This is a genomic window from Pseudomonas sp. BN515, from assembly GCF_029873155.1.
In the GTDB taxonomy this organism is placed as follows: Bacteria; Pseudomonadota; Gammaproteobacteria; order Pseudomonadales; family Pseudomonadaceae; genus Metapseudomonas.
Map to the genome: position 1 here is coordinate 49,442 of NZ_SSOH01000083.1, position 17,321 is coordinate 66,762.

Here is a 17,321-nt window from a genome sequence, read left to right on the forward strand (position 1 = left end):
GACGGGGCGCATGGCAATGACATTTCTCGCCAATGGCACCACGTCTATCGACGAGAGAAAGCTCGCCTCTCTGGGCGCCTTTTTACAGCCACATCAGCTGTCGTTCGAGGCGATGCAATCACCCGTATGGCGGGACCTCCATCGAAGTTTGACTCTCATGGAAACTGGGGATTCAACCTCAATTAACGCGACCAGAGATGACGCCAGATTTCCTGACGCGTTATTAAGAAAGCGGCTCGCGTTCGTAAGCAGCAGTTGCCTGGCCAGAGGCAGGGCAATCGTAGGCGCGACAGAATTTCCGGCTGCCGAGAACCGGCGGCCGGCATTCGTACCGCAGGAATTGGCCAGGCTGTTCACCCGTGGCCTGAATCTGATCGTGGATAGACCGGAAGAGACAGACAGCGCGGTGGTCATCCCTCCATCCAGCACACGGCCCAGAGCCCCTTGGTCGGCTCGATCTTCAGCCACTCCTTTCCGCACTCCAGGCAGCGCATGCGAATACAACGCCTGCCAACGGGTGCTCCCTCAACGCAAACCGCCATCAGTGCTCCGTAGCCACGCCGACGGGTAGGGTCCGGCTCAGCCACCATTGCCTCACAACTGGCACAGATGCCCATTTCACGCTCATTCTGAAGCGCACCACTGACCACGCGGTGGCGCTTACCAGTGCCTGTAACCAAGCGTCTTCTACACAGACGGCATTGCATCGAACGACTGGTCTTCGTCGTCTCCACGCCTTAGATCTTCCTCGCCCCTCTCCGGACGAACAGACAGACTCAGGTGGATCGTTTGAGAGTACGGATGGTGCTCTACCAACCAGGCTGCGTCCTGCCGGACGTCCTTCGGCAGATCAGCGTCCTGGGCTACCCCAATCAGAAAGTCCCATTCCTGGAAGATCGATCGAGTCCGAAATTTCGAGAGGTTCATACAGCGCCCCCTGATGCTCGACTGGATGACTCACGCCCAATGGATGAGTGCCACGGGGAGGCCAATGTATTGAATCTGGAAGAGCCCAAAAATCGTTGTTCACGGACATTTGCTGTCGCGATTCAGGCGGATTGCTTGTAGTGGATCGGCGACAGGTTGCCCCATGGTTCAACCCGTAACCTCACCCCCACGACATTGGCCTTCCGAACCAGCGGTGCAGTATCGCAAGTCCGCTCGCTCAAGCGTCTTTCAACGGAGCCGGCGCGTCATTTCCTTCCGACTATTCGCTCAACATCTCTGAATGGCGCAGCCTTCTTGCAAGCAAATCCTGCGTGCAACGCTTGCGCCCAGGGCAGAAGACACACAGGATTCCTCACATGAAAACAGGCCCCGTCATCGGTGAAGCGCGAAACGCCAAAGGCTGAACCCTTGAGGCACTCGGTGTTGATACCCGCTTGCAGTTTCGAGCTGAAGCAGAGTTCGGAAACCTCACTGCGGCACGAATAACCACAACAGGGAGTTTCGATGCGCACCATAGCGATCGCCCTCACCTCCTTGGCGCTCTACGGTTGCGCCGCCGACATGACCAGGGAAGAGGTCTCTGAGCCGCTTCAGATACCTGCGGAATCCAGATCCCAGCTGGTCGTCAATTTCAGGGGCAGCGGAAAGGCTACGGGCGGCGCCGACTGGGCACGATTGAAGTCGGCCTGGCGCGCCGCGCTTCAGAGTGAAGCTTCGACATATGGACTCTCCGTATCCGAGCAGGCCGGCGAGATCAGAATGGGCACCACTCCTGGGGTGCTGGTGGTGATCGACGTGAACGACTTCCGCTATGTCACGGAAGCGAAGAACGCGGCCTTCGACTTCTGGACTGACGATGCCTGGGTGGATGCCGAGGTGACCTACCTGGATGCGCGGACAGCGAAGCGATACGGGGAACGAACCTACGACACCTCATCGCCTGCCTGGGAGGATGTCTTATCTGCCGAGACTGATGTGCAGATCCAGGCGATCGCCAAAGACATGGTGGATGATATCCGTACGGTCGCTCCGCCCCAGATTTTCGCACCACAACCTGCCGCCGCTTCCACACCGCCAGCAACGACTGAGCCAGCCATGCCACCGCCAGGTCCCGCCCGCGAAGGCGCGGAATACGAGCCGGTATCAGACGGTGGTGGTGGCGGAGCTACCGGAGATGGCGGCGGCATCACTCGCGAACAGTCAAAACAGCAGCAATTGGATCAGCTAAAACGTGATACTGGTCTGGGCTACCAGGAGTATCAGAGGCGGTATAGGAAGATCACCGGGCAGTGATCCAGGCGATTTGAAGGTGAGCTTCTTTTCACCCATGCACCATCCGCGCACCCGCAAAACCCTGGTTGCGAGTAACGACTCCGCAGACACAGCTTCGCTGACTGACTTGGGCTCTTTCCTGGGACGTCGACTGCATCAAGGATGCACACCGGAGTAGCATCGCCTGCAGCCCGTGTCTGAGCTAGCCGGAGCTGAAGAATCGTTGGGATGACACCTGTCGCGAAGCCGCGCTATGGACTTTCGCAAGGAATGAAAAAAGCCCCGTAGATTTTTGATCTACGGGGCTTTTTAGATGGAGGCCGAAGTCGGAATCGAACCGGCGTACACGGATTTGCAATCCGCTGCATGACCACTCTGCCATCCGGCCTAAACGATGACGCCGCTTGCAGCGGCGTCATCGCGTGAAACTGGAGCGGGAAACGAGACTCGAACTCGCGACCCCGACCTTGGCAAGGTCGTGCTCTACCAACTGAGCTATTCCCGCTTTGTCGTGTTGACGGGCGCCATTCTATAGATTCAGGAAGCGCCGTCAACCCCTTGATTCAAAAAACTTTTATTTTTCCTTCGGGTCGGTGCTGAGGTGCGGCAGAGCCGCCAGCAGGTAGTGCAGCATCGACCAGAGCGTCAGCGCTGCAGCCAGGATCAGCAGGAAGTAGCCAACGCCGACCCAGAAGGTGAGCAGCGGCGGGTTGGCCAGCAAAATGACCAGCGCCACCATCTGCGCGGCGGTCTTCCATTTACCCAGACTGGACACTGCCACATGGGCACGCGCACCGAGTTCCGCCATCCATTCGCGCAAAGCCGACACCACGATTTCGCGGCCGATGATGATCGCAGCCGGCAGGGTCAGCCAGAGGTTGTGGTGCTCTTCCACCAGTAGTACCAGCGCCACCGCCACCATCAGCTTGTCTGCCACCGGATCGAGGAAGGCACCGAAGGGAGTGCTTTGTTGCCAGCGACGGGCCAGATAGCCGTCGAACCAGTCGGTGACGGCAGCAATGGCGAAGACTGCGCTGGCTGCCAGATAGCTCCAGGAGAACGGCAGATAGAACAGCAGAATGAAGACGGGAATGAGCAGTACGCGCAGAACGGTGAGCAGATTTGGAATATTCATCGTTACGGCTAGTTCTGAAGGAAGGCGGCATTCTACTCGCTGTGCAGGGCCGCATAAATCAACTCAGCAAGCTTTTTGCTGATGCCTGGCGCCTTGGCGATTTCCTCGATGCTCGCACGATTCAGTTCCTGCAGCCCGCCGAAATGCTTGAGCAGCTCCCGGCGTCGCTTGGGCCCTACCCCGACGACGTCTTCCAGGCTGGAGGTGCGTCGCGCCTTGCCGCGTCGGGCACGGTGCCCGGTAATGGCAAACCGGTGCGCTTCGTCACGGATCTGTTGGATCAGGTGCAGTGCCGGGGAATCCGCCGGCAGGGTGAATTCGTGAGCGGCATCGTTCAGGTAAAGGGTTTCGAAACCGGGCTTTCTGGTGACGCCCTTGGCCACACCGAGCAGGATCAGCTCGGGCACCGCCAACTCCTTCAGGACTTCCTGGGCCATGGCGAGCTGGCCCTTGCCGCCGTCCACCAGAAGGATGTCAGGCAGCTTGCCCTCCCCGTCCTTCAACTTGCTGAAGCGGCGCGACAGCGCCTGATGCATGGCGGCGTAATCGTCGCCCGCGGTGACCCCTTCGATGTTGTAGCGACGGTAATCCGACTTCAGCGCACCTTCAGGTCCGAACACCACGCACGAGGCTACAGTCGCCTCGCCGCTTGAATGGCTGATGTCATAGCACTCCAGGCGTTGTGGCGCCTCGTCCAGGCCCAGGGCTTCGGCCAGTGCTTCGAAGCGTGCCGCCGTATGCTGCCGATTGGCCAAGCGTGCGGCCAATGCCTGCTCGGCGTTGGTGACGGCCAGTTGCTGCCAGCGCGCGCGAGTACCACGTACCCGATGGCTGATATCCGGCTCGCGGCCACGCAATTCGGCCAACGCTGCAGCCAGCGTCGGGAAATCCTCGTGGGTCGTGTTGACGATGAGTTCGCTGGGCAGGTCGCGCTCGTGATTGCCCAGGTAATACTGGGCAATGAACGCCACCAGCACGTCAGCGCCCTCCTCCTCGATGGCCACCTGCGGGAAGAAGTTCTTGCTCCCCAGCACACGCCCGCCGCGAACGCTGATCAGGTGCACACAAGCGCCGCCGGGGGTAGCGATAGCCGCGATCACATCGATGTCGCCAGTGCCACCTTCCATGCTCTGCTGATCCTGGACGCGGCGCAGGATGGCGATCTGGTCGCGGAGTTCGGCCGCCCGTTCGAAATCCAGACGTTGGGCCGCCTCCTCCATTCCCGTGGAAAGCTCCTGGGTCAGCGCATTGCTACGCCCTTCCAGGAACATCACCGAGTGGCGCACGTCCTCGGCGTACTCGGTGGGGTCCACCAAGCCTACGCAGGGCGCCTTGCAGCGCTTGATCTGGTACTGAAGGCAGGGCCGGGTGCGGTTCTTGTAGTAACTGTCCTCGCACTGGCGGACCAGGAATGCCTTCTGCAGCAGGTTGAGGCTTTCGCGGATGGCACCAGCGCTGGGATAAGGCCCGAAGTAACGCCCCTTCTGCTTCTTCGCCCCGCGATGGATGCTCAGCCGCGGGTAGTCACCGTCGCTGAGGTGCACGTAGGGATAGGACTTATCGTCACGCAGCAGGATGTTGTAGGGCGGCCGCCATTCCTTGATCAGTGTCTGCTCGAGCAGCAGCGCCTCGGTTTCGTTGGCAGTGATGGTGGTTTCGACCTGGGCGATGCGCCCCACCAGGGCGGCGGTCTTCGGGGCCAGGCCAGTTTTGCGGAAATAGCTGGCCAGGCGCTTCTTGAGATTCTTCGCCTTGCCTACATAAAGCAGCTTGCCGCCCGCATCGAGCATCCGGTAAACCCCCGGACGACCGCTGCAGGCGGCAAGGAAAGCACTCGCATCGAATGAGTCGGACATCTTAGCTGACGGCGTCTACCATGCCGTGTCGAACAGCCAGCAACGCCAGTTCCACGTCGCTGGAAATAGAGAGTTTGTCGAAGATCCGGTAACGGTAGGTGTTCACCGTTTTCGGCGACAGGCAGAGCTTGTCGGAAATGCTCTGGACCTTCTGGCAATTGGCGATCATCAGCGCGATCTGGATTTCACGCTCCGACAGCAAGTCGAAGGGCGATCCGCTGGCTTGGGGCTGGAAGGACTTGAGCGCCAACTGCTGGGCAATCTGCGGGCTGATGAAACGGTGGCCGGCGAAGACCTGCCGAATCGCCTGGACCATTTCTTCCAGGCCCGCGCCCTTGGTCAGATAGCCGGCCGCGCCGGCCTGCAACAGGCGGGTGGGAAAGGGATCCTCTTCGCAGGCGGTCACGGCAACCACCTTGATATCGGCGTGGCTGCGCAGCAACTTGCGGGTCGCCTCCAGGCCGCCGATGCCGGGCATCTTGACGTCCATCAGGACCACATCAGGCTTCAGTTCCCGCGCCTTCTTCAGGGCCTCCTCGCCGCTATCGGCCTGCCCAACCACCTGCAGGCCATCGATATCGGCCAGCATGCGGGTAATCCCCGTTCTCACCAGATCGTGGTCATCGACCACCAGCACCCTAATCAAGCGACACCTCTCAGTGCATCGCGCGCTGCCATGGCAGCAAGCTTGTTCAAATGAAGCTCACATTAGCAAATGAGCGGAGAATGACCTAGCTCCGGATGCAGGGCCGTCAAACGGGCAGCGCCAATTTATCAACCGAAAAGAGCCCCCGGCCGGCCCGATCAGACACCCGATGGCAGTCGAATACGAATAATTACAATGAATTGCCCGACATTTCAGATGCGGATGATAAAGAAAGGACGACAAAGAGCGCGAGGGTGTCCCTGTTAAATCAGGGACACCCTTCTTCACTTCAGGAGACCGCGTCCCATTCGCGGTCGACGTGGTTCAGCGTGGCAAGAATATGCTGCGTGCCGGTCAATGCCGGGGCCATGGTCCAGCGCTGGTAGTTGTCGTTCCCCATGCGCACCAGGCCGGTATGGCTGGCCAGGTTGCGATCGACCTCCGGATCGACGTCATAGAAACCCAGGCTGAAGCGAATGGCGTCGATGTCCTCCGGTGCTCCAGTCAGGAATGCCCAGCCCGGTCCTATGTGATGTTCCTCGACATAGGCCTTGAGCACATCCGGCGTGTCCAGCAACGGCTGCAGGGTAATGGAGTGCATGAAAACGCTCCGCCCCGCCCTGTCTCCCAGAAGCTCCTGTAGCTGACGCAGGTTGGCCGTCATGGTCGGGCACTTGCCCTCGCACTGGGTGTACATCATGTTGAAGGTCACGACCTTGCCGCGGATGAGGTCATCATAGAACCTCACCTTCCGCCCCTCGTGGGTATAGAGCGTGACATTGGGAAACGGAATGGCACCGCCTCCCTGTGCGGAAGTGGCTTCCGCCTGGCCCGCGCTTCCGCGCATTGCCGTCCAACCGGCCAGCAGGGCAGCAGCGCCGCCGATTCCAGCCAGCATGTTTCTTCGCGTGTTCATGACGATTCCTCCCACCTCGAAGTTGCGCCGCAGCAGGCCTCAGACGATGTCCCAGCGCAGCATCATGGCGTGGTCCTCATGGATCAGGTTGTGGCAGTGCATGGGGTACTTGCCCTTGTAGTCGCGGAAGCGCAGGAAGATCCGCAATGTAGTGAAGGGCGCAATCACATAGACGTCCTTTCGCCCCTGCTCATGGGCCGGGATAGGAACACTGACCCCATTGACGATCTTCTGCAGAATCCGCCCTTCCTCGAAGTGGATATGGATGGGGTGACTCCAGCCATCGTTGACGTTCGAGAGCTCCCAAATCTCATAGCCGCCCTTCGGAATCTGCGCCCTGGCAACGTTCACATCGACGAACTTGGCATTGATCGCCCACATGCCCTTATCGCGCTCGAAGATCCAGCGCCGCACCGGTGCGGAGTTGATTTCCGCCTGCGTAATCACCGGCAAAGGCCTCAGGGTGGCCGGCACCCGGCTCAAATCCTGGGACGGCGGATAGCGGTCGACGATGATTTTCATCACCCGGTCGCCTGGTTCCTTGATGTCCTTGGGCAGGCGGGTCTCCACCTGGCGCATCCGGTTGACCAGGTACAACTGGGTGCCGATCACGTACTTCGAGAAGTCGACAACTATGTCCGCACGCTCGGCAACACCGAGGGTCACGTTGGTCTGATTGAGCAGTGGCGCCGGGAACAGATTGCCGTCGTTGGAGATGTGCGTGAACTTCTGCAGCACATTGGTCGGTGAGACCAGCGCCAGGTTGTAGAAACGGCTCGGCCCGGTGTTCAGCAGTCGGAAACGGTACTTGCGAGCCGCGACCCGCAAAACCGGCTCGATTCGACCATTCACCGCCACCTTGTCGCCCAGGACTCCTTCCGGGTTGACCTGGTCGTAGAACAGCCGACCGTTCGCGTCGAAGCGCCGGTCATTGAAGTTCAGCGGGTAGTCGTACGGATGGCTCGGCAGACGCAGTGCATTGGGATTGGGGTCGGCCTCGTCCCCCGAATCCAGCTCGTCGAATATGTAATAGAAGCCCGCCAGCCCGAGGTAGAGATTGGGCGCCGTGAAGTCCAGGGTGTGGTCGTGATAGAAGAGCGTCCCCAGTGCCTCGGTGGGATCGCCCACCAGGTCCTGCCGCGCCTCGAACCCGGCCTTGACGTTCGAATACAGGTGATCCTTGAAGCGCCCGTTGGCCGACAAGGTCGGGCCATGCTTGTTCGGGCTGTAGTAATCACCCGGGAAGCCATCGCTCTCCGACCCGCAGTGCAGGTTGTGCAAGTGGGTAGAGATTTCCGGCGTACCAAAACCTACGTGGTTCTGCGGCAACTTGTTATGGATTCGGCAGATCAACGGACGCCCATAGCGCGCATGGAAAGTGGCGCTGGGCATGGTCTTGTCCGGATTGCTGTTGGCCTGGAAGCCCCAGAGGCGCTGGGCTGGATAGGACGGACTGTAGACCCAGTCGTTTCGCTCAGTTGCGCTGATCTCGTAGAGCAGCGCACCCGGCGCGAACTGCGCCCAGCGCTGATGGGGATTTCTCCCCGCCTCGCCCCCGGCGACGTTGGCAACCTCGGTAGGTACCGGGCTCAGGGACGAAACCGGGCTTATGGGATTCACCTGGGTGGGCAATTCGTGGGCCCAGGGAACAGTCGGCGGACTGGGTGGAAACACCGGGGGCGCGACTTCTGCTCGGGCCCTGGTGCCCGTCATCAGCAACGGCGCCGCCATCGTCGCTGCTGTCAATTTCAGAAATGTCCTTCTCCCTTCGCCGTCTGCCAAATCCTCAGGCCGACCTGTAGCGTGCTCGCAGTCAGGGCGTTTCATGACTCTCTCCAGTTGCTGGCCCTCGACACCGGCCGGGCGCCTTAAGGCGCCTCTGGTAAGGACCTCACCGGTGAAGGAATAGGCTGTTTGAGCATTCGCTCGTTTTGTTTAGCGCCGCAGAACGTCAATAACCTGACTAAAGAGCAGGTGTATCAAAATGTAAATGCCAGTTGTCACGATATTGACGCGCCTGTCTGTAAAGACTGAACAGCCCCAACCGGAGCGACCGAACGAAGCGCGAGAGAGCGGGAAAGAGTCACCCAATAGACGAGCGGGGAATTGTCGATTCGCAGGGGGCTCGGCCCCAGGAATCACGGGGAAAAGGCTCAAAGCGATGTCAGCCTGAAACGATCCGTTTCGACTTCAAGGTTGCGAGACCGGCCAGGCACGACTATCAAAAATGTTCCACTTCTTCCTACACAAGGAGATCCACCATGAGTGCACGCTTCTCGGTGAAAAGAGTCCCACGCTCACATTCCAAAGGGATCAGGAATGGGGAAGTTCTCGGAGGAACAGCACTGGACGCCTACTGGTACCGGATCATCGACAAGGCCACTGGCGACTTTGTCGGCGGTAAGCATGAAGACGAGGCAATAGCGATGGGGGAATGCGTTCGGTTGAACACCAGAACCTGACGCTTGTGAGCACGGCCTCTTGTGGCCGCGCCAATCCGGATTTGAATGCCTGAAACCACATCGGGGGCATCCTCTGCGAGGCGCTCCCTTTCCACATTCTTGTTCGTGAAAGAGGTAGCTGTGCAAAAGGCCTTCACGAGTTTTTCACAAGCCCGGGCGCAGAGTGAAATCAGCTGAAGGATCAGCCCCACGCGATGTACACAAAGCCCCGTCCTGCTCGCACGGGGTTTTGTGTTTCTGGCCCATTCTTCCGACTCCTTCGCCAAAAAGCATCACGCCATCGCAGCAAAATCGACGCTCCCGGCATGACGCCCCTCCCCGGCTCGCATCGTCAACGACCTGAGGCAGGCACTAGCCACTCTGACGTTCTATCCACCCGGCGGTTTGCTCGATTTCTGCGAGTGGCGACTTAAGGTGCGACTGCTGCAGCCATCGATATCTGGGGTCGTCGCTGACGATTCCGGCGGTAGCCTTCGCAATCACCTGATCACCCACACCCAGGTCAATCGCTGCCGCCAATACCGCCACCAGCGCGTGTTTCAATGCGAACTCTTTATCGCGTGCCATCAATACCTCCGCACACGGCGCACCGCCGCAATTCAAGTCATCCCAAAGCATGCGACAGCACCGCTTGATGCGATGATCTGGTGCTCGGACGAATGGAGGCGGCGACATTCCTGTTCGCGAATCACCGCGTTGGTGAGGCCACTGACATGTGGGAGGGTATTTACTAGGACGGTCCGAGAGGCTGTGGGTCCAACGTCGGGCCATGGGAACGGACTGGGAATACCCCAGAAAAGCAAAAGCCCCGGAATCCGGGGCTTTCAGCTATATAGATGGCGGAGGCGGTGAGATTCGAACTCACGGAAGAGTCTCCCCTTCGGCGGTTTTCAAGACCGCTGCCTTAAACCACTCGGCCACACCTCCGCTTGCGCGGGGCGCCATACTACCGGAACGCAACACGCTGTCAAACTCTTGCAATTGGCGGCTTCAAAGCCTCTGTTAATATCCAGAACTGACCAAGGTCACGGAAACCATTTTCGGGAGTGTCGCGATGAACGAACAGAACTATGCCCTCAACCCCGCGCAGGCGGAGCAGCTGGAAGTCAGCCGCGTCCTTCGCAATACCTACGGGCTGCTGGCCCTGACGCTGGCGTTCAGCGGACTGGTCGCCTACGTCGCGCAGCAGATGCGCGTGCCCTACCCCAGCATCTTCGTCGTACTGATCGGTTTCTACGGCCTGTTCTTCCTGACTGTGAAGCTGCGCGACTCCGCCTGGGGCCTGGTATCCACCTTCGCCCTGACCGGTTTCATGGGCTACACCCTGGGCCCGATCCTCAACATGTACCTCGGCATGCCAAACGGCGGCGAGGTGGTGAGCTCGGCCTTCGCCATGACCGCCCTGGTGTTCTTCGGCCTGTCCGCCTACGTGCTGACCACCCGCAAGGACATGAGCTTCCTCGGCGGCTTCATCACTGCAGGCTTCTTCGTGCTGATCGGTGCCACGCTGGTCAGCCTCTTCTTCAACATCAGCGGTCTGCAGTTGGCGATCAGCGCCGGCTTCGTGGTGTTCTCGTCGGTCTGCATCCTGTTCCAGACCAGCGCCATCATCCATGGTGGCGAGCGCAACTACATCATGGCCACCATCAGCCTGTACGTATCCATCTACAACCTGTTCATCAGCTTGCTGCAACTGGTTGGCGTATTCAGCAGCGACGATTGATCGCCAACCGCTCCTCGGACTAGCCCGCTTCGGCGGGCTTTTTTCTGTCCGGACGGGCAAAAGAATGCGTCTGGCCGTATCATTCCAGCAGTTTTCCATTCGCCCGAGCGACCATGAAATTCGCCATTGCCTTGTTCGCCCCGCCCCACGCGCCTTCCTCCCGTCGCGCCCTGCGCTTTGCGGAAGCGTGCCTGGCCGGCGGCCATGAAATCGTCCGCCTGTTCTTCTATCAGGACGGCGTACACAGCGCCTCCGTCAATGTCGTCGCCCCCCAGGACGAGCCGAACCTCTCCGCCGAATGGAGTGATTTCGTGCGCAAGCACAAGCTGGACGGTGTCGTCTGCATTGCCGCGGCGTTACGCCGGGGCGTGCTGAACCAGGAAGAGGCACGACGCTATGAGCGCCCGGCTGCCAACCTGGCCGAGGGCTGGGAGCTTTCTGGCCTGGGCCAGCTGCACGAGGCGGCGCAGATGGCCGATCGATTGGTCAGCTTTGGAGGCAATTGAGATGAAGTCCATGCTGATCATCAGCCGCCAGGGTCCGTGGAGCGGTCCTGGCGCCCGCGAGGCACTGGATATTGCCCTCGCCGGCGGCGCCTTCGATCTGCCCCTTGGTTTGCTGTTCCTGGATGATGGCGTGTTCCAGCTCGTCGCCAATCAACAGCCCACTACGCTTGAGCAAAAGGACCTGACCGCCAACCTCCAGGCCCTGCCGCTGTTTGGCGTGGAGTCGCTTTACGCCTCTAGACGCAGCCTGCAGGAGCGTGGATTGGAAGACGCCACCCTGAAACTCGCGGTGGAAGTTCTCGACGACAGCGCCCTGACTGCCCTTATCGACCGTTACGACCAGGTGCTCACTCTCTGATGGCCACGCTGCATATCCTTTCCCACTCCCCGTTCTCCGACAGCCGCCTCGGCAGCTGCATCCGATTGCTGGGACCCAATGATGGCCTGCTACTCAGCGGTGAAGCGGTCTACGCCCTGCAACCAGGCAGCGTGGCTCGTCAGGCCCTGGAGCTGATGCCCGAATCGATTGCCTTGCACGCGCTTGCCGAAGACCTCGAGGCCCGAGCCCTGACCGACCTGCCCTCACGCCTGAATGCAGCGGACTACCCGGCGTTCGTCGAGCTGTGCTGCCGCTACGACAAGGTGAACAGCTGGATATGAGCGAACTTCTGATCGACGGCCGCAGCATCCCGCTGGACAAGGATGGCTACCTCCAGGAGCTGGCCGACTGGAGCCCGGCGGTGGCCAATGCCCTGGCCGTACGCGAAGAACTGGAGTTGCAGCCGGAGCACTGGGAGATCCTTGAGCTGTTGCGAGGCTTCTATGCCGAATTCCAGCTCTCCCCGGCCAACCGCCCGCTGGTCAAATACGTGGCGCAGAAGCTCGGTCCTGACAAGGGCAACAGCCTGCACCTGAACCGCCTGTTCAAGGGCGCACCGGCCAAGCTTGCTGCCAAGCTCGCCGGACTGCCGAAGCCGACCAACTGCCTATGAATCTCGTCACCCCACCTGAACATCCCTTCGCCCAGTTCGTACGGATACTCGGCAAGGGCAAGCGCGGCGCCCGAAACATGACCCGTGAGGAAGCGCGCGAAGCCATGGGCATGCTTCTGGACGGCGAAGTGGAAGACACCCAGCTTGGTGCCTTCCTCATGTTGCTGCGCCACAAGGAGGAGAACGCCGAGGAGCTGGCCGGGTTCACCGAAGCATTCCGGCAACGCAACCAGGCGCCGGCGATCGCCGTCGATCTGGACTGGCCAAGCTACGCAGGCAAGAAGCGCCACCTGCCCTGGTACCTCCTGGCCGCCAAAGCCCTGGCCGACAGCGGCATACGCATCCTGCTGCACGGCGGCGGCGCCCATACCGCCGGGCGTCTCTACAGCGAGCAGTTGCTGGAGCTGCTGGATATCCCCCTGTGCCAGAGCTGGGAACAGGTCGCCACTGCCCTCGACGAGCGCCAACTGGCCTTCATCCCCTTGGGAGCCTGGGCGCCGCAATTGCAGCGGATGATCGACCTGCGCAACACCCTCGGCCTGCGCTCTCCCATCCACTCCCTGGCACGCATCCTCAACCCGCTCGGCGCCCGCTGTGGCCTGCAGAGCATCTTCCATCCCGGATACCAGGCGGAACACCGCGAAGCCAGCAGGCTCCTCGGTGATCACGCCATCGTCATCAAAGGCGAAGGTGGCGAGATCGAAGCCAACCCGGACGCCATATGCCATCTCTACGGCACGACCGTTGGCGCAGCCTGGGATGAAGAGTGGCCCGCGCTTTCCCCAATGCGCCATGTGAAGCCGGAAAGCCTGGATGCCACCCAGCTCGTCCGTGTCTGGCGCGGTGAATGCGAAGACGAATATGGCCGACTGGCTATTCGAGCCACCCTGGCCCTGGCCCTGCGCGGGCTCGGCACGGAACGTGAACAGGCCTTTGCGGAAGCGGATCGCATCTGGGAAGCACGCAAGTCATCGAACTGATCGATAGTCAGGACCACTAATTTACGCTTTTCCATCGAACTGCTATCGATAGACTCTAATCCGAACTCAATTTCGGAGACCAACCATGGGCCTGTTGATCGATGGAAAATGGCAAGACAAGTGGTACGACACCGCCAAGGATGGCCGCTTCCAGCGTGAAAGCGCGCGGCGACGCAACTGGATCACTGCCGATGGCTCACCAGGTCCTTCGGGCATAGGCGGCTTCCCCGCCGAAGCCGGCCGCTATCACCTTTATGTATCCCTGGCGTGCCCCTGGGCACACCGCACGCTGATCTTCCGCAAGCTAAAAGGCCTGGAATCGCTGATCGACGTTTCGGTGGTGAGCTGGCTGATGCGGGAACAGGGCTGGACCTTCGACCCGCAATTCGGATCCACCGGCGATCAGTTGGGAGGACTGGCCTACCTGCACCAGCGCTATACCCAGGACACCGCCGACTACAGCGGTCGGGTTACCGTGCCCTTGCTGTGGGACAAGCAGACCGGACGCATCGTCAGCAACGAGTCGTCCGAGATCATCCGGATGTTCAACAGCGCCTTCGATCACCTCACTGGCAATCGTCTCGACTTCTACCCGGATCCGCTGCGAGCCGAGATCGATGCACTCAACGAACGCATTTACCCGGCGATCAACAATGGCGTGTATCGCGCCGGCTTTGCCACCTCCCAGGACGCTTACGAGGAAGCCTTCCACGCCCTCTTCGACGAACTGGATCAGTTGGATGCCCTGCTGGAAACGCGTCGCTACCTGACCGGCGAACAGATCACCGAGGCGGACTGGCGCCTCTTCACCACTCTGATTCGCTTCGATGCGGTGTACCACGGGCACTTCAAGTGCAACCTGCGGCGCCTGGAGGACTACCCCAATCTTTCAGGCTGGCTTCGTGAGCTGTACCAGTGGCCGGGCGTGGCGGAGACGGTGAACTTCACCCACATCAAGCACCACTATTACGCCAGCCATCGCACCATCAATCCCACAGGCGTGGTGCCGCTGGGGCCAGTGCAGGACTTCACTCGCCCCCATGGCCGCGAGCATCTGAAGGCCCTGCCAGTCGCGGAGAAGGATCAGGCTCCGGCCTGATCGCCTTCGAACCAGGCCAACTTGTCACGCAGGGTCACGACTTCACCCACGATCACCAGGGTGGGCGCGTGGACTTCGTGCTCCGCCACCAGTTGCGGCAAGTTGGCCAGGGTGCCGGTGAATACTCGCTGGTGACTGGTGGTGCCCTGTTGTATCAGTGCCGCCGGCGTTTCAGCAGCGCGGCCATGTTTGATCAACTGCTCGCAGATTACCGGCAAGCCGACCAGGCCCATGTAGAAAACCAGGGTCTGCCCCGGCGCAACGAGATCACTCCAGGGCAGATCACAGCTTCCGTCCTTCAGGTGGCCAGTGACGAAGCGCACCGATTGCGCATAGTCGCGATGGGTCAACGGAATACCGGCATAGGTGGAGCAACCCGAAGCGGCAGTGATACCGGGCACGACCTGGAAGGGAATGTCGTTGGCCGCCAACTCTTCGATCTCCTCGCCACCGCGACCGAAGATGAAGGGGTCCCCGCCTTTCAGGCGCAGCACGCGCTTGCCCAGCTTGGCCTGTTCAATCAACAGGCGGTTGATCTCATCCTGCGGCACGGCATGATCGGCCCGGCGCTTGCCCACGTAGATGCGCTCGGCGTCACGACGGCAGAGTTCGATGATTGGCGCTGCCACCAAACGGTCGTAGAGCACTACATCGGCCTGTTGCATCAGACGCAAGGCGCGGAAGGTCAGCAGGTCCGGATCACCCGGCCCGGCACCCACCAGATAGACCTCGCCCAGAGCTTTGGGGGCGCCACCGGCGACCCGCTCGGCCAGGAGGCGCTCGGCCTCAACGCCCTGCCCGGCCAGCATGCGCTCGGCCACCGGCCCCTGGAACACCTCCTCCCAGAACACCCGACGCTGCTGTACATCCGGGAAGAGGGTCTTTACCTGATCACGGAATTTCTTCGCCAGGCCAGCCAACTGGCCATACGCAGCGGGAATCCAGGTTTCGATCTTCGCGCGAATCAGCCGAGCCAGCACCGGCGCATCGCCGGCACTGGAGACTGCGACGATCAAGGGCGAACGATCGACGATGGCAGGGAAGATCACGCTGCACAGCTTCGGTGCGTCCACGACATTGACTGGAACGCCGCGCGCCTGGGCCTGGGCTGAAATCTCAGCGTTCAGTTGCTCGTCGTCACTGGCGGCAATGACCAGTACGCAGGCATCCAGATCCGCCTCCTGGTAGCCACGCAGAAGGGACTCGCCACCGCCCTGCTCCACCATTTCCAGCAGTTGAGCATCGATCTCTGGCGCAACCACCCGCAGCCGCGCGCCGGCATCCGCCAGCAAGCGCGCCTTGCGCAGGGCTACTTCGCCCCCACCTACCACGAGCACCTGGCGCCCTTGAAGATTGTGGAACAGCGGGAGGAAATCCATAGCAGCGCCTTCTAGCAATAACGGGTGGTGGAGCTTGAATGGTCACCGCCCGCGTGCAGCCTGGCTACGACGCGGGCGGTAGGACGTTGCGCAACCCCTGCCATAGCAGGGGAAAAGCAATCAGCCGATGACTTCAATGCCGCCCATGTAGGGCTTGAGCACTTCAGGTACGCGGATGCTGCCGTCGGCCTGCTGGTAGTTCTCCAGCACCGCAACCAGAGTGCGGCCAACAGCCAGACCGGAGCCGTTCAGGGTGTGCACCAGCTCCGGCTTGCCGGTTTCCGGGTTGCGGTAGCGCGCTTGCATGCGACGGGCCTGGAAATCACCGCAGTTGGAGCAGGAGGAAATCTCGCGGTACTTGTCTTGGCTCGGCACCCAGACTTCCAGGTCGTAGGTCTTGGTGGCGCTGAAGCCCATGTCGCCGGTGCAGAGCGCGAGTACGCGGTACGGCAGTTCGAGCAGCTGCAGTACGCGCTCGGCATTGGCGGTCATGCCTTCCAGGGCTTCGAAAGACTTGGACGGCTCGACGATCTGGACCATCTCGACCTTGTCGAACTGGTGCTGGCGAATCATGCCGCGGGTATCACGGCCAGAAGCGCCTGCCTCGCTACGGAAGCACGGCGTATGGGCGACGAACTTGATCGGCAGTTGCTTGGCGTCGACGATCTCGCCCGCGACGATGTTGGTCAGAGAGACCTCGGCAGTCGGGATCAGGTAGAAGTCAGCCTCGTTCTCGCGGGAGATCTTGAACAGGTCTTCCTCGAACTTCGGCAGCTGGCCAGTGCCCTGCAGGGCCGGAGCCTGGACCAGGTAAGGCGTATAGGCCTCTTCATAGCCGTGGTCGGTGACGTGCAGGTTGATCATGAACTGCGCCAGGGCGCGGTGCAGGCGAGCAATGGGGCCGCGCAGCAACGCGAAACGGGCACCGGAGAGCTTGGCGGCGGTTTCGAAGTCCAGCCAGCCGTGCTGCTCGCCGAGGGCGACGTGGTCCTTGACCTCGAAGTCGAAGCTACGCGGAGCGCCCCAGCGACGCACTTCGACGTTGGCCTCTTCGTCCGCACCAACCGGCACGGATTCGTGGGGCAGGTTCGGAATGTTCAGCAGCAGGTTGTCCAGCTCGGCCTGGATGCTTTCCAGTTCGCGCTTGCCCTCTTCCAGCTCGCTGCCCATGCGATCGACATCAGCCAGCAGCGGCGCGATGTCTTCACCACGTTGCTTGGCCTGGCCGATGGATTTGGAACGGGTGTTGCGCTCGGCCTGCAGCTGTTCGGTGCGGGTCTGCACGGACTTGCGCTGGTTTTCCAGCGCCTCCAGGCGCGCTACGTCCAGTTCAAAGCCACGGGTGGCAAGGCGTTCCGCGATTTCCCGGGGCTGGGTGCGGACCAGTTTGGCATCGAGCATGTCAGG

The 17,321-nt window shown here is 60.9% G+C and carries 17 protein-coding genes and 3 tRNA genes; 9 read left to right on the forward strand and 11 right to left on the reverse strand.

The window, feature by feature from the left end; translation table 11 throughout:
• The first annotated feature begins 1,452 nt into the window (after window positions 1-1,452).
• Window positions 1,453-2,241 carry a hypothetical protein gene (locus E8E91_RS23295; RefSeq protein WP_280379184.1) on the forward strand — a complete coding sequence of 263 codons (789 nt, stop codon included), beginning with the start codon at window positions 1,453-1,455 and terminating at the stop codon, window positions 2,239-2,241.
• Between the two features lie 293 nt (window positions 2,242-2,534).
• Here E8E91_RS23295 and E8E91_RS23300 read toward each other — a convergent pair.
• From E8E91_RS23300 to E8E91_RS23330, 7 genes are all read right to left on the reverse strand, one after another.
• Window positions 2,535-2,608 (reverse strand) — tRNA-Cys (locus E8E91_RS23300).
• 41 nt (window positions 2,609-2,649) lie between these two features.
• Window positions 2,650-2,725 (reverse strand) — tRNA-Gly (locus E8E91_RS23305).
• Window positions 2,726-2,794: 69 nt separating this feature from the next.
• Window positions 2,795-3,355 (reverse strand): CDP-diacylglycerol--glycerol-3-phosphate 3-phosphatidyltransferase, encoded by a 561-nt coding sequence (gene pgsA, locus E8E91_RS23310; protein ID WP_190833490.1) that lies wholly within the window; start codon window positions 3,353-3,355, stop codon window positions 2,795-2,797.
• 32 nt (window positions 3,356-3,387) lie between these two features.
• The gene (uvrC, locus tag E8E91_RS23315; protein ID WP_280379186.1) at window positions 3,388-5,211 is read right to left on the reverse strand and encodes an excinuclease ABC subunit UvrC; all 1,824 of its coding nucleotides are present in this window, start codon (window positions 5,209-5,211) and stop codon (window positions 3,388-3,390) included.
• A gap of 1 nt (window position 5,212) precedes the next feature.
• Entirely contained in the window at window positions 5,213-5,857 is a 645-nt protein-coding gene (gene uvrY / locus E8E91_RS23320; RefSeq protein WP_151133991.1) for a UvrY/SirA/GacA family response regulator transcription factor, read from the reverse strand.
• Window positions 5,858-6,146: 289 nt separating this feature from the next.
• Entirely contained in the window at window positions 6,147-6,773 is a 627-nt protein-coding gene (locus E8E91_RS23325) for an SCO family protein (protein WP_280379189.1), read from the reverse strand.
• 39 nt (window positions 6,774-6,812) lie between these two features.
• Window positions 6,813-8,393 (reverse strand): multicopper oxidase domain-containing protein, encoded by a 1,581-nt coding sequence (locus E8E91_RS23330; protein WP_348532228.1) that lies wholly within the window; start codon window positions 8,391-8,393, stop codon window positions 6,813-6,815.
• 641 nt (window positions 8,394-9,034) lie between these two features.
• On the opposite strand from E8E91_RS23330, the gene E8E91_RS23335 reads away from it, so the two are divergent.
• Window positions 9,035-9,235 (forward strand): hypothetical protein, encoded by a 201-nt coding sequence (locus E8E91_RS23335; protein WP_190833484.1) that lies wholly within the window; start codon window positions 9,035-9,037, stop codon window positions 9,233-9,235.
• 351 nt (window positions 9,236-9,586) lie between these two features.
• Here the strand turns inward: E8E91_RS23335 and E8E91_RS23340 are convergent, their stop codons facing one another.
• A complete protein-coding gene (locus E8E91_RS23340; RefSeq protein WP_280379194.1) occupies window positions 9,587-9,802 on the reverse strand; it encodes a hypothetical protein in 216 nt (71 codons plus the stop codon).
• Between the two features lie 270 nt (window positions 9,803-10,072).
• A tRNA-Ser gene (locus tag E8E91_RS23345) sits at window positions 10,073-10,162 on the reverse strand.
• A 127-nt stretch (window positions 10,163-10,289) separates the two neighbouring features.
• Here E8E91_RS23345 and E8E91_RS23350 point away from each other — a divergent pair.
• From E8E91_RS23350 to E8E91_RS23380, 7 genes are all read left to right on the forward strand, one after another.
• Window positions 10,290-10,958 (forward strand): Bax inhibitor-1/YccA family protein, encoded by a 669-nt coding sequence (locus E8E91_RS23350; protein ID WP_280365403.1) that lies wholly within the window; start codon window positions 10,290-10,292, stop codon window positions 10,956-10,958.
• A 113-nt stretch (window positions 10,959-11,071) separates the two neighbouring features.
• Complete coding sequence (gene tusD, locus E8E91_RS23355; protein WP_271471218.1) at window positions 11,072-11,464, forward strand: sulfurtransferase complex subunit TusD; 393 nt, start codon at window positions 11,072-11,074, stop codon at window positions 11,462-11,464.
• A gap of 1 nt (window position 11,465) precedes the next feature.
• A complete protein-coding gene (gene tusC / locus E8E91_RS23360) occupies window positions 11,466-11,822 on the forward strand; it encodes a sulfurtransferase complex subunit TusC (RefSeq protein ID WP_280379197.1) in 357 nt (118 codons plus the stop codon).
• Window positions 11,822-12,124, forward strand: a complete 303-nt coding sequence (gene tusB / locus E8E91_RS23365; RefSeq protein ID WP_280365395.1) for a sulfurtransferase complex subunit TusB — start codon at window positions 11,822-11,824, stop codon at window positions 12,122-12,124. The genes tusC and tusB overlap by 1 nt, the downstream gene beginning before the upstream one ends.
• Window positions 12,121-12,456 (forward strand): TusE/DsrC/DsvC family sulfur relay protein, encoded by a 336-nt coding sequence (locus E8E91_RS23370; protein ID WP_280379200.1) that lies wholly within the window; start codon window positions 12,121-12,123, stop codon window positions 12,454-12,456. The genes tusB and E8E91_RS23370 overlap by 4 nt, the downstream gene beginning before the upstream one ends.
• Window positions 12,453-13,436, forward strand: coding sequence for a glycosyl transferase family protein (locus tag E8E91_RS23375; protein ID WP_280379202.1), 984 nt, complete (start codon window positions 12,453-12,455; stop codon window positions 13,434-13,436). Before E8E91_RS23370 ends, E8E91_RS23375 begins: the two co-directional genes overlap by 4 nt.
• 85 nt (window positions 13,437-13,521) lie before the next feature.
• A complete protein-coding gene (locus tag E8E91_RS23380) occupies window positions 13,522-14,535 on the forward strand; it encodes a glutathione S-transferase family protein (RefSeq protein ID WP_280379204.1) in 1,014 nt (337 codons plus the stop codon).
• Here E8E91_RS23380 and cysG read toward each other — a convergent pair.
• Both cysG and serS read right to left on the reverse strand, forming a co-directional pair.
• Window positions 14,520-15,914 (reverse strand): siroheme synthase CysG, encoded by a 1,395-nt coding sequence (cysG, locus tag E8E91_RS23385; RefSeq protein ID WP_280379205.1) that lies wholly within the window; start codon window positions 15,912-15,914, stop codon window positions 14,520-14,522. The genes E8E91_RS23380 and cysG overlap by 16 nt on opposite strands.
• A 120-nt stretch (window positions 15,915-16,034) precedes the next feature.
• Window positions 16,035-17,315: a serine--tRNA ligase gene (serS, locus tag E8E91_RS23390; protein WP_280365383.1), complete on the reverse strand. Its 1,281-nt coding sequence runs from the start codon at window positions 17,313-17,315 to the stop codon at window positions 16,035-16,037.
• Window positions 17,316-17,321: the final 6 nt, after the last annotated feature.

Coding starts and splice junctions, on each gene's coding strand:
- E8E91_RS23350 (WP_280365403.1), top strand. CDS start 10,290: ATGAACGAACAGAACTATGCCCTCAACCCCGCGCAGGCGGAGCAGCTG.
- E8E91_RS23380 (WP_280379204.1), top strand. CDS start 13,522: ATGGGCCTGTTGATCGATGGAAAATGGCAAGACAAGTGGTACGACACC.
- E8E91_RS23325 (WP_280379189.1), bottom strand. CDS start 6,773: ATGAACACGCGAAGAAACATGCTGGCTGGAATCGGCGGCGCTGCTGCC.
- E8E91_RS23335 (WP_190833484.1), top strand. CDS start 9,035: ATGAGTGCACGCTTCTCGGTGAAAAGAGTCCCACGCTCACATTCCAAA.
- tusD (WP_271471218.1), top strand. CDS start 11,072: ATGAAATTCGCCATTGCCTTGTTCGCCCCGCCCCACGCGCCTTCCTCC.
- E8E91_RS23375 (WP_280379202.1), top strand. CDS start 12,453: ATGAATCTCGTCACCCCACCTGAACATCCCTTCGCCCAGTTCGTACGG.
- serS (WP_280365383.1), bottom strand. CDS start 17,315: ATGCTCGATGCCAAACTGGTCCGCACCCAGCCCCGGGAAATCGCGGAA.
- E8E91_RS23340 (WP_280379194.1), bottom strand. CDS start 9,802: ATGGCACGCGATAAAGAGTTCGCATTGAAACACGCGCTGGTGGCGGTA.
- E8E91_RS23295 (WP_280379184.1), top strand. CDS start 1,453: ATGCGCACCATAGCGATCGCCCTCACCTCCTTGGCGCTCTACGGTTGC.
- tusB (WP_280365395.1), top strand. CDS start 11,822: ATGGCCACGCTGCATATCCTTTCCCACTCCCCGTTCTCCGACAGCCGC.
- tusC (WP_280379197.1), top strand. CDS start 11,466: ATGAAGTCCATGCTGATCATCAGCCGCCAGGGTCCGTGGAGCGGTCCT.
- cysG (WP_280379205.1), bottom strand. CDS start 15,914: ATGGATTTCCTCCCGCTGTTCCACAATCTTCAAGGGCGCCAGGTGCTC.
- pgsA (WP_190833490.1), bottom strand. CDS start 3,355: ATGAATATTCCAAATCTGCTCACCGTTCTGCGCGTACTGCTCATTCCC.
- E8E91_RS23370 (WP_280379200.1), top strand. CDS start 12,121: ATGAGCGAACTTCTGATCGACGGCCGCAGCATCCCGCTGGACAAGGAT.
- uvrC (WP_280379186.1), bottom strand. CDS start 5,211: ATGTCCGACTCATTCGATGCGAGTGCTTTCCTTGCCGCCTGCAGCGGT.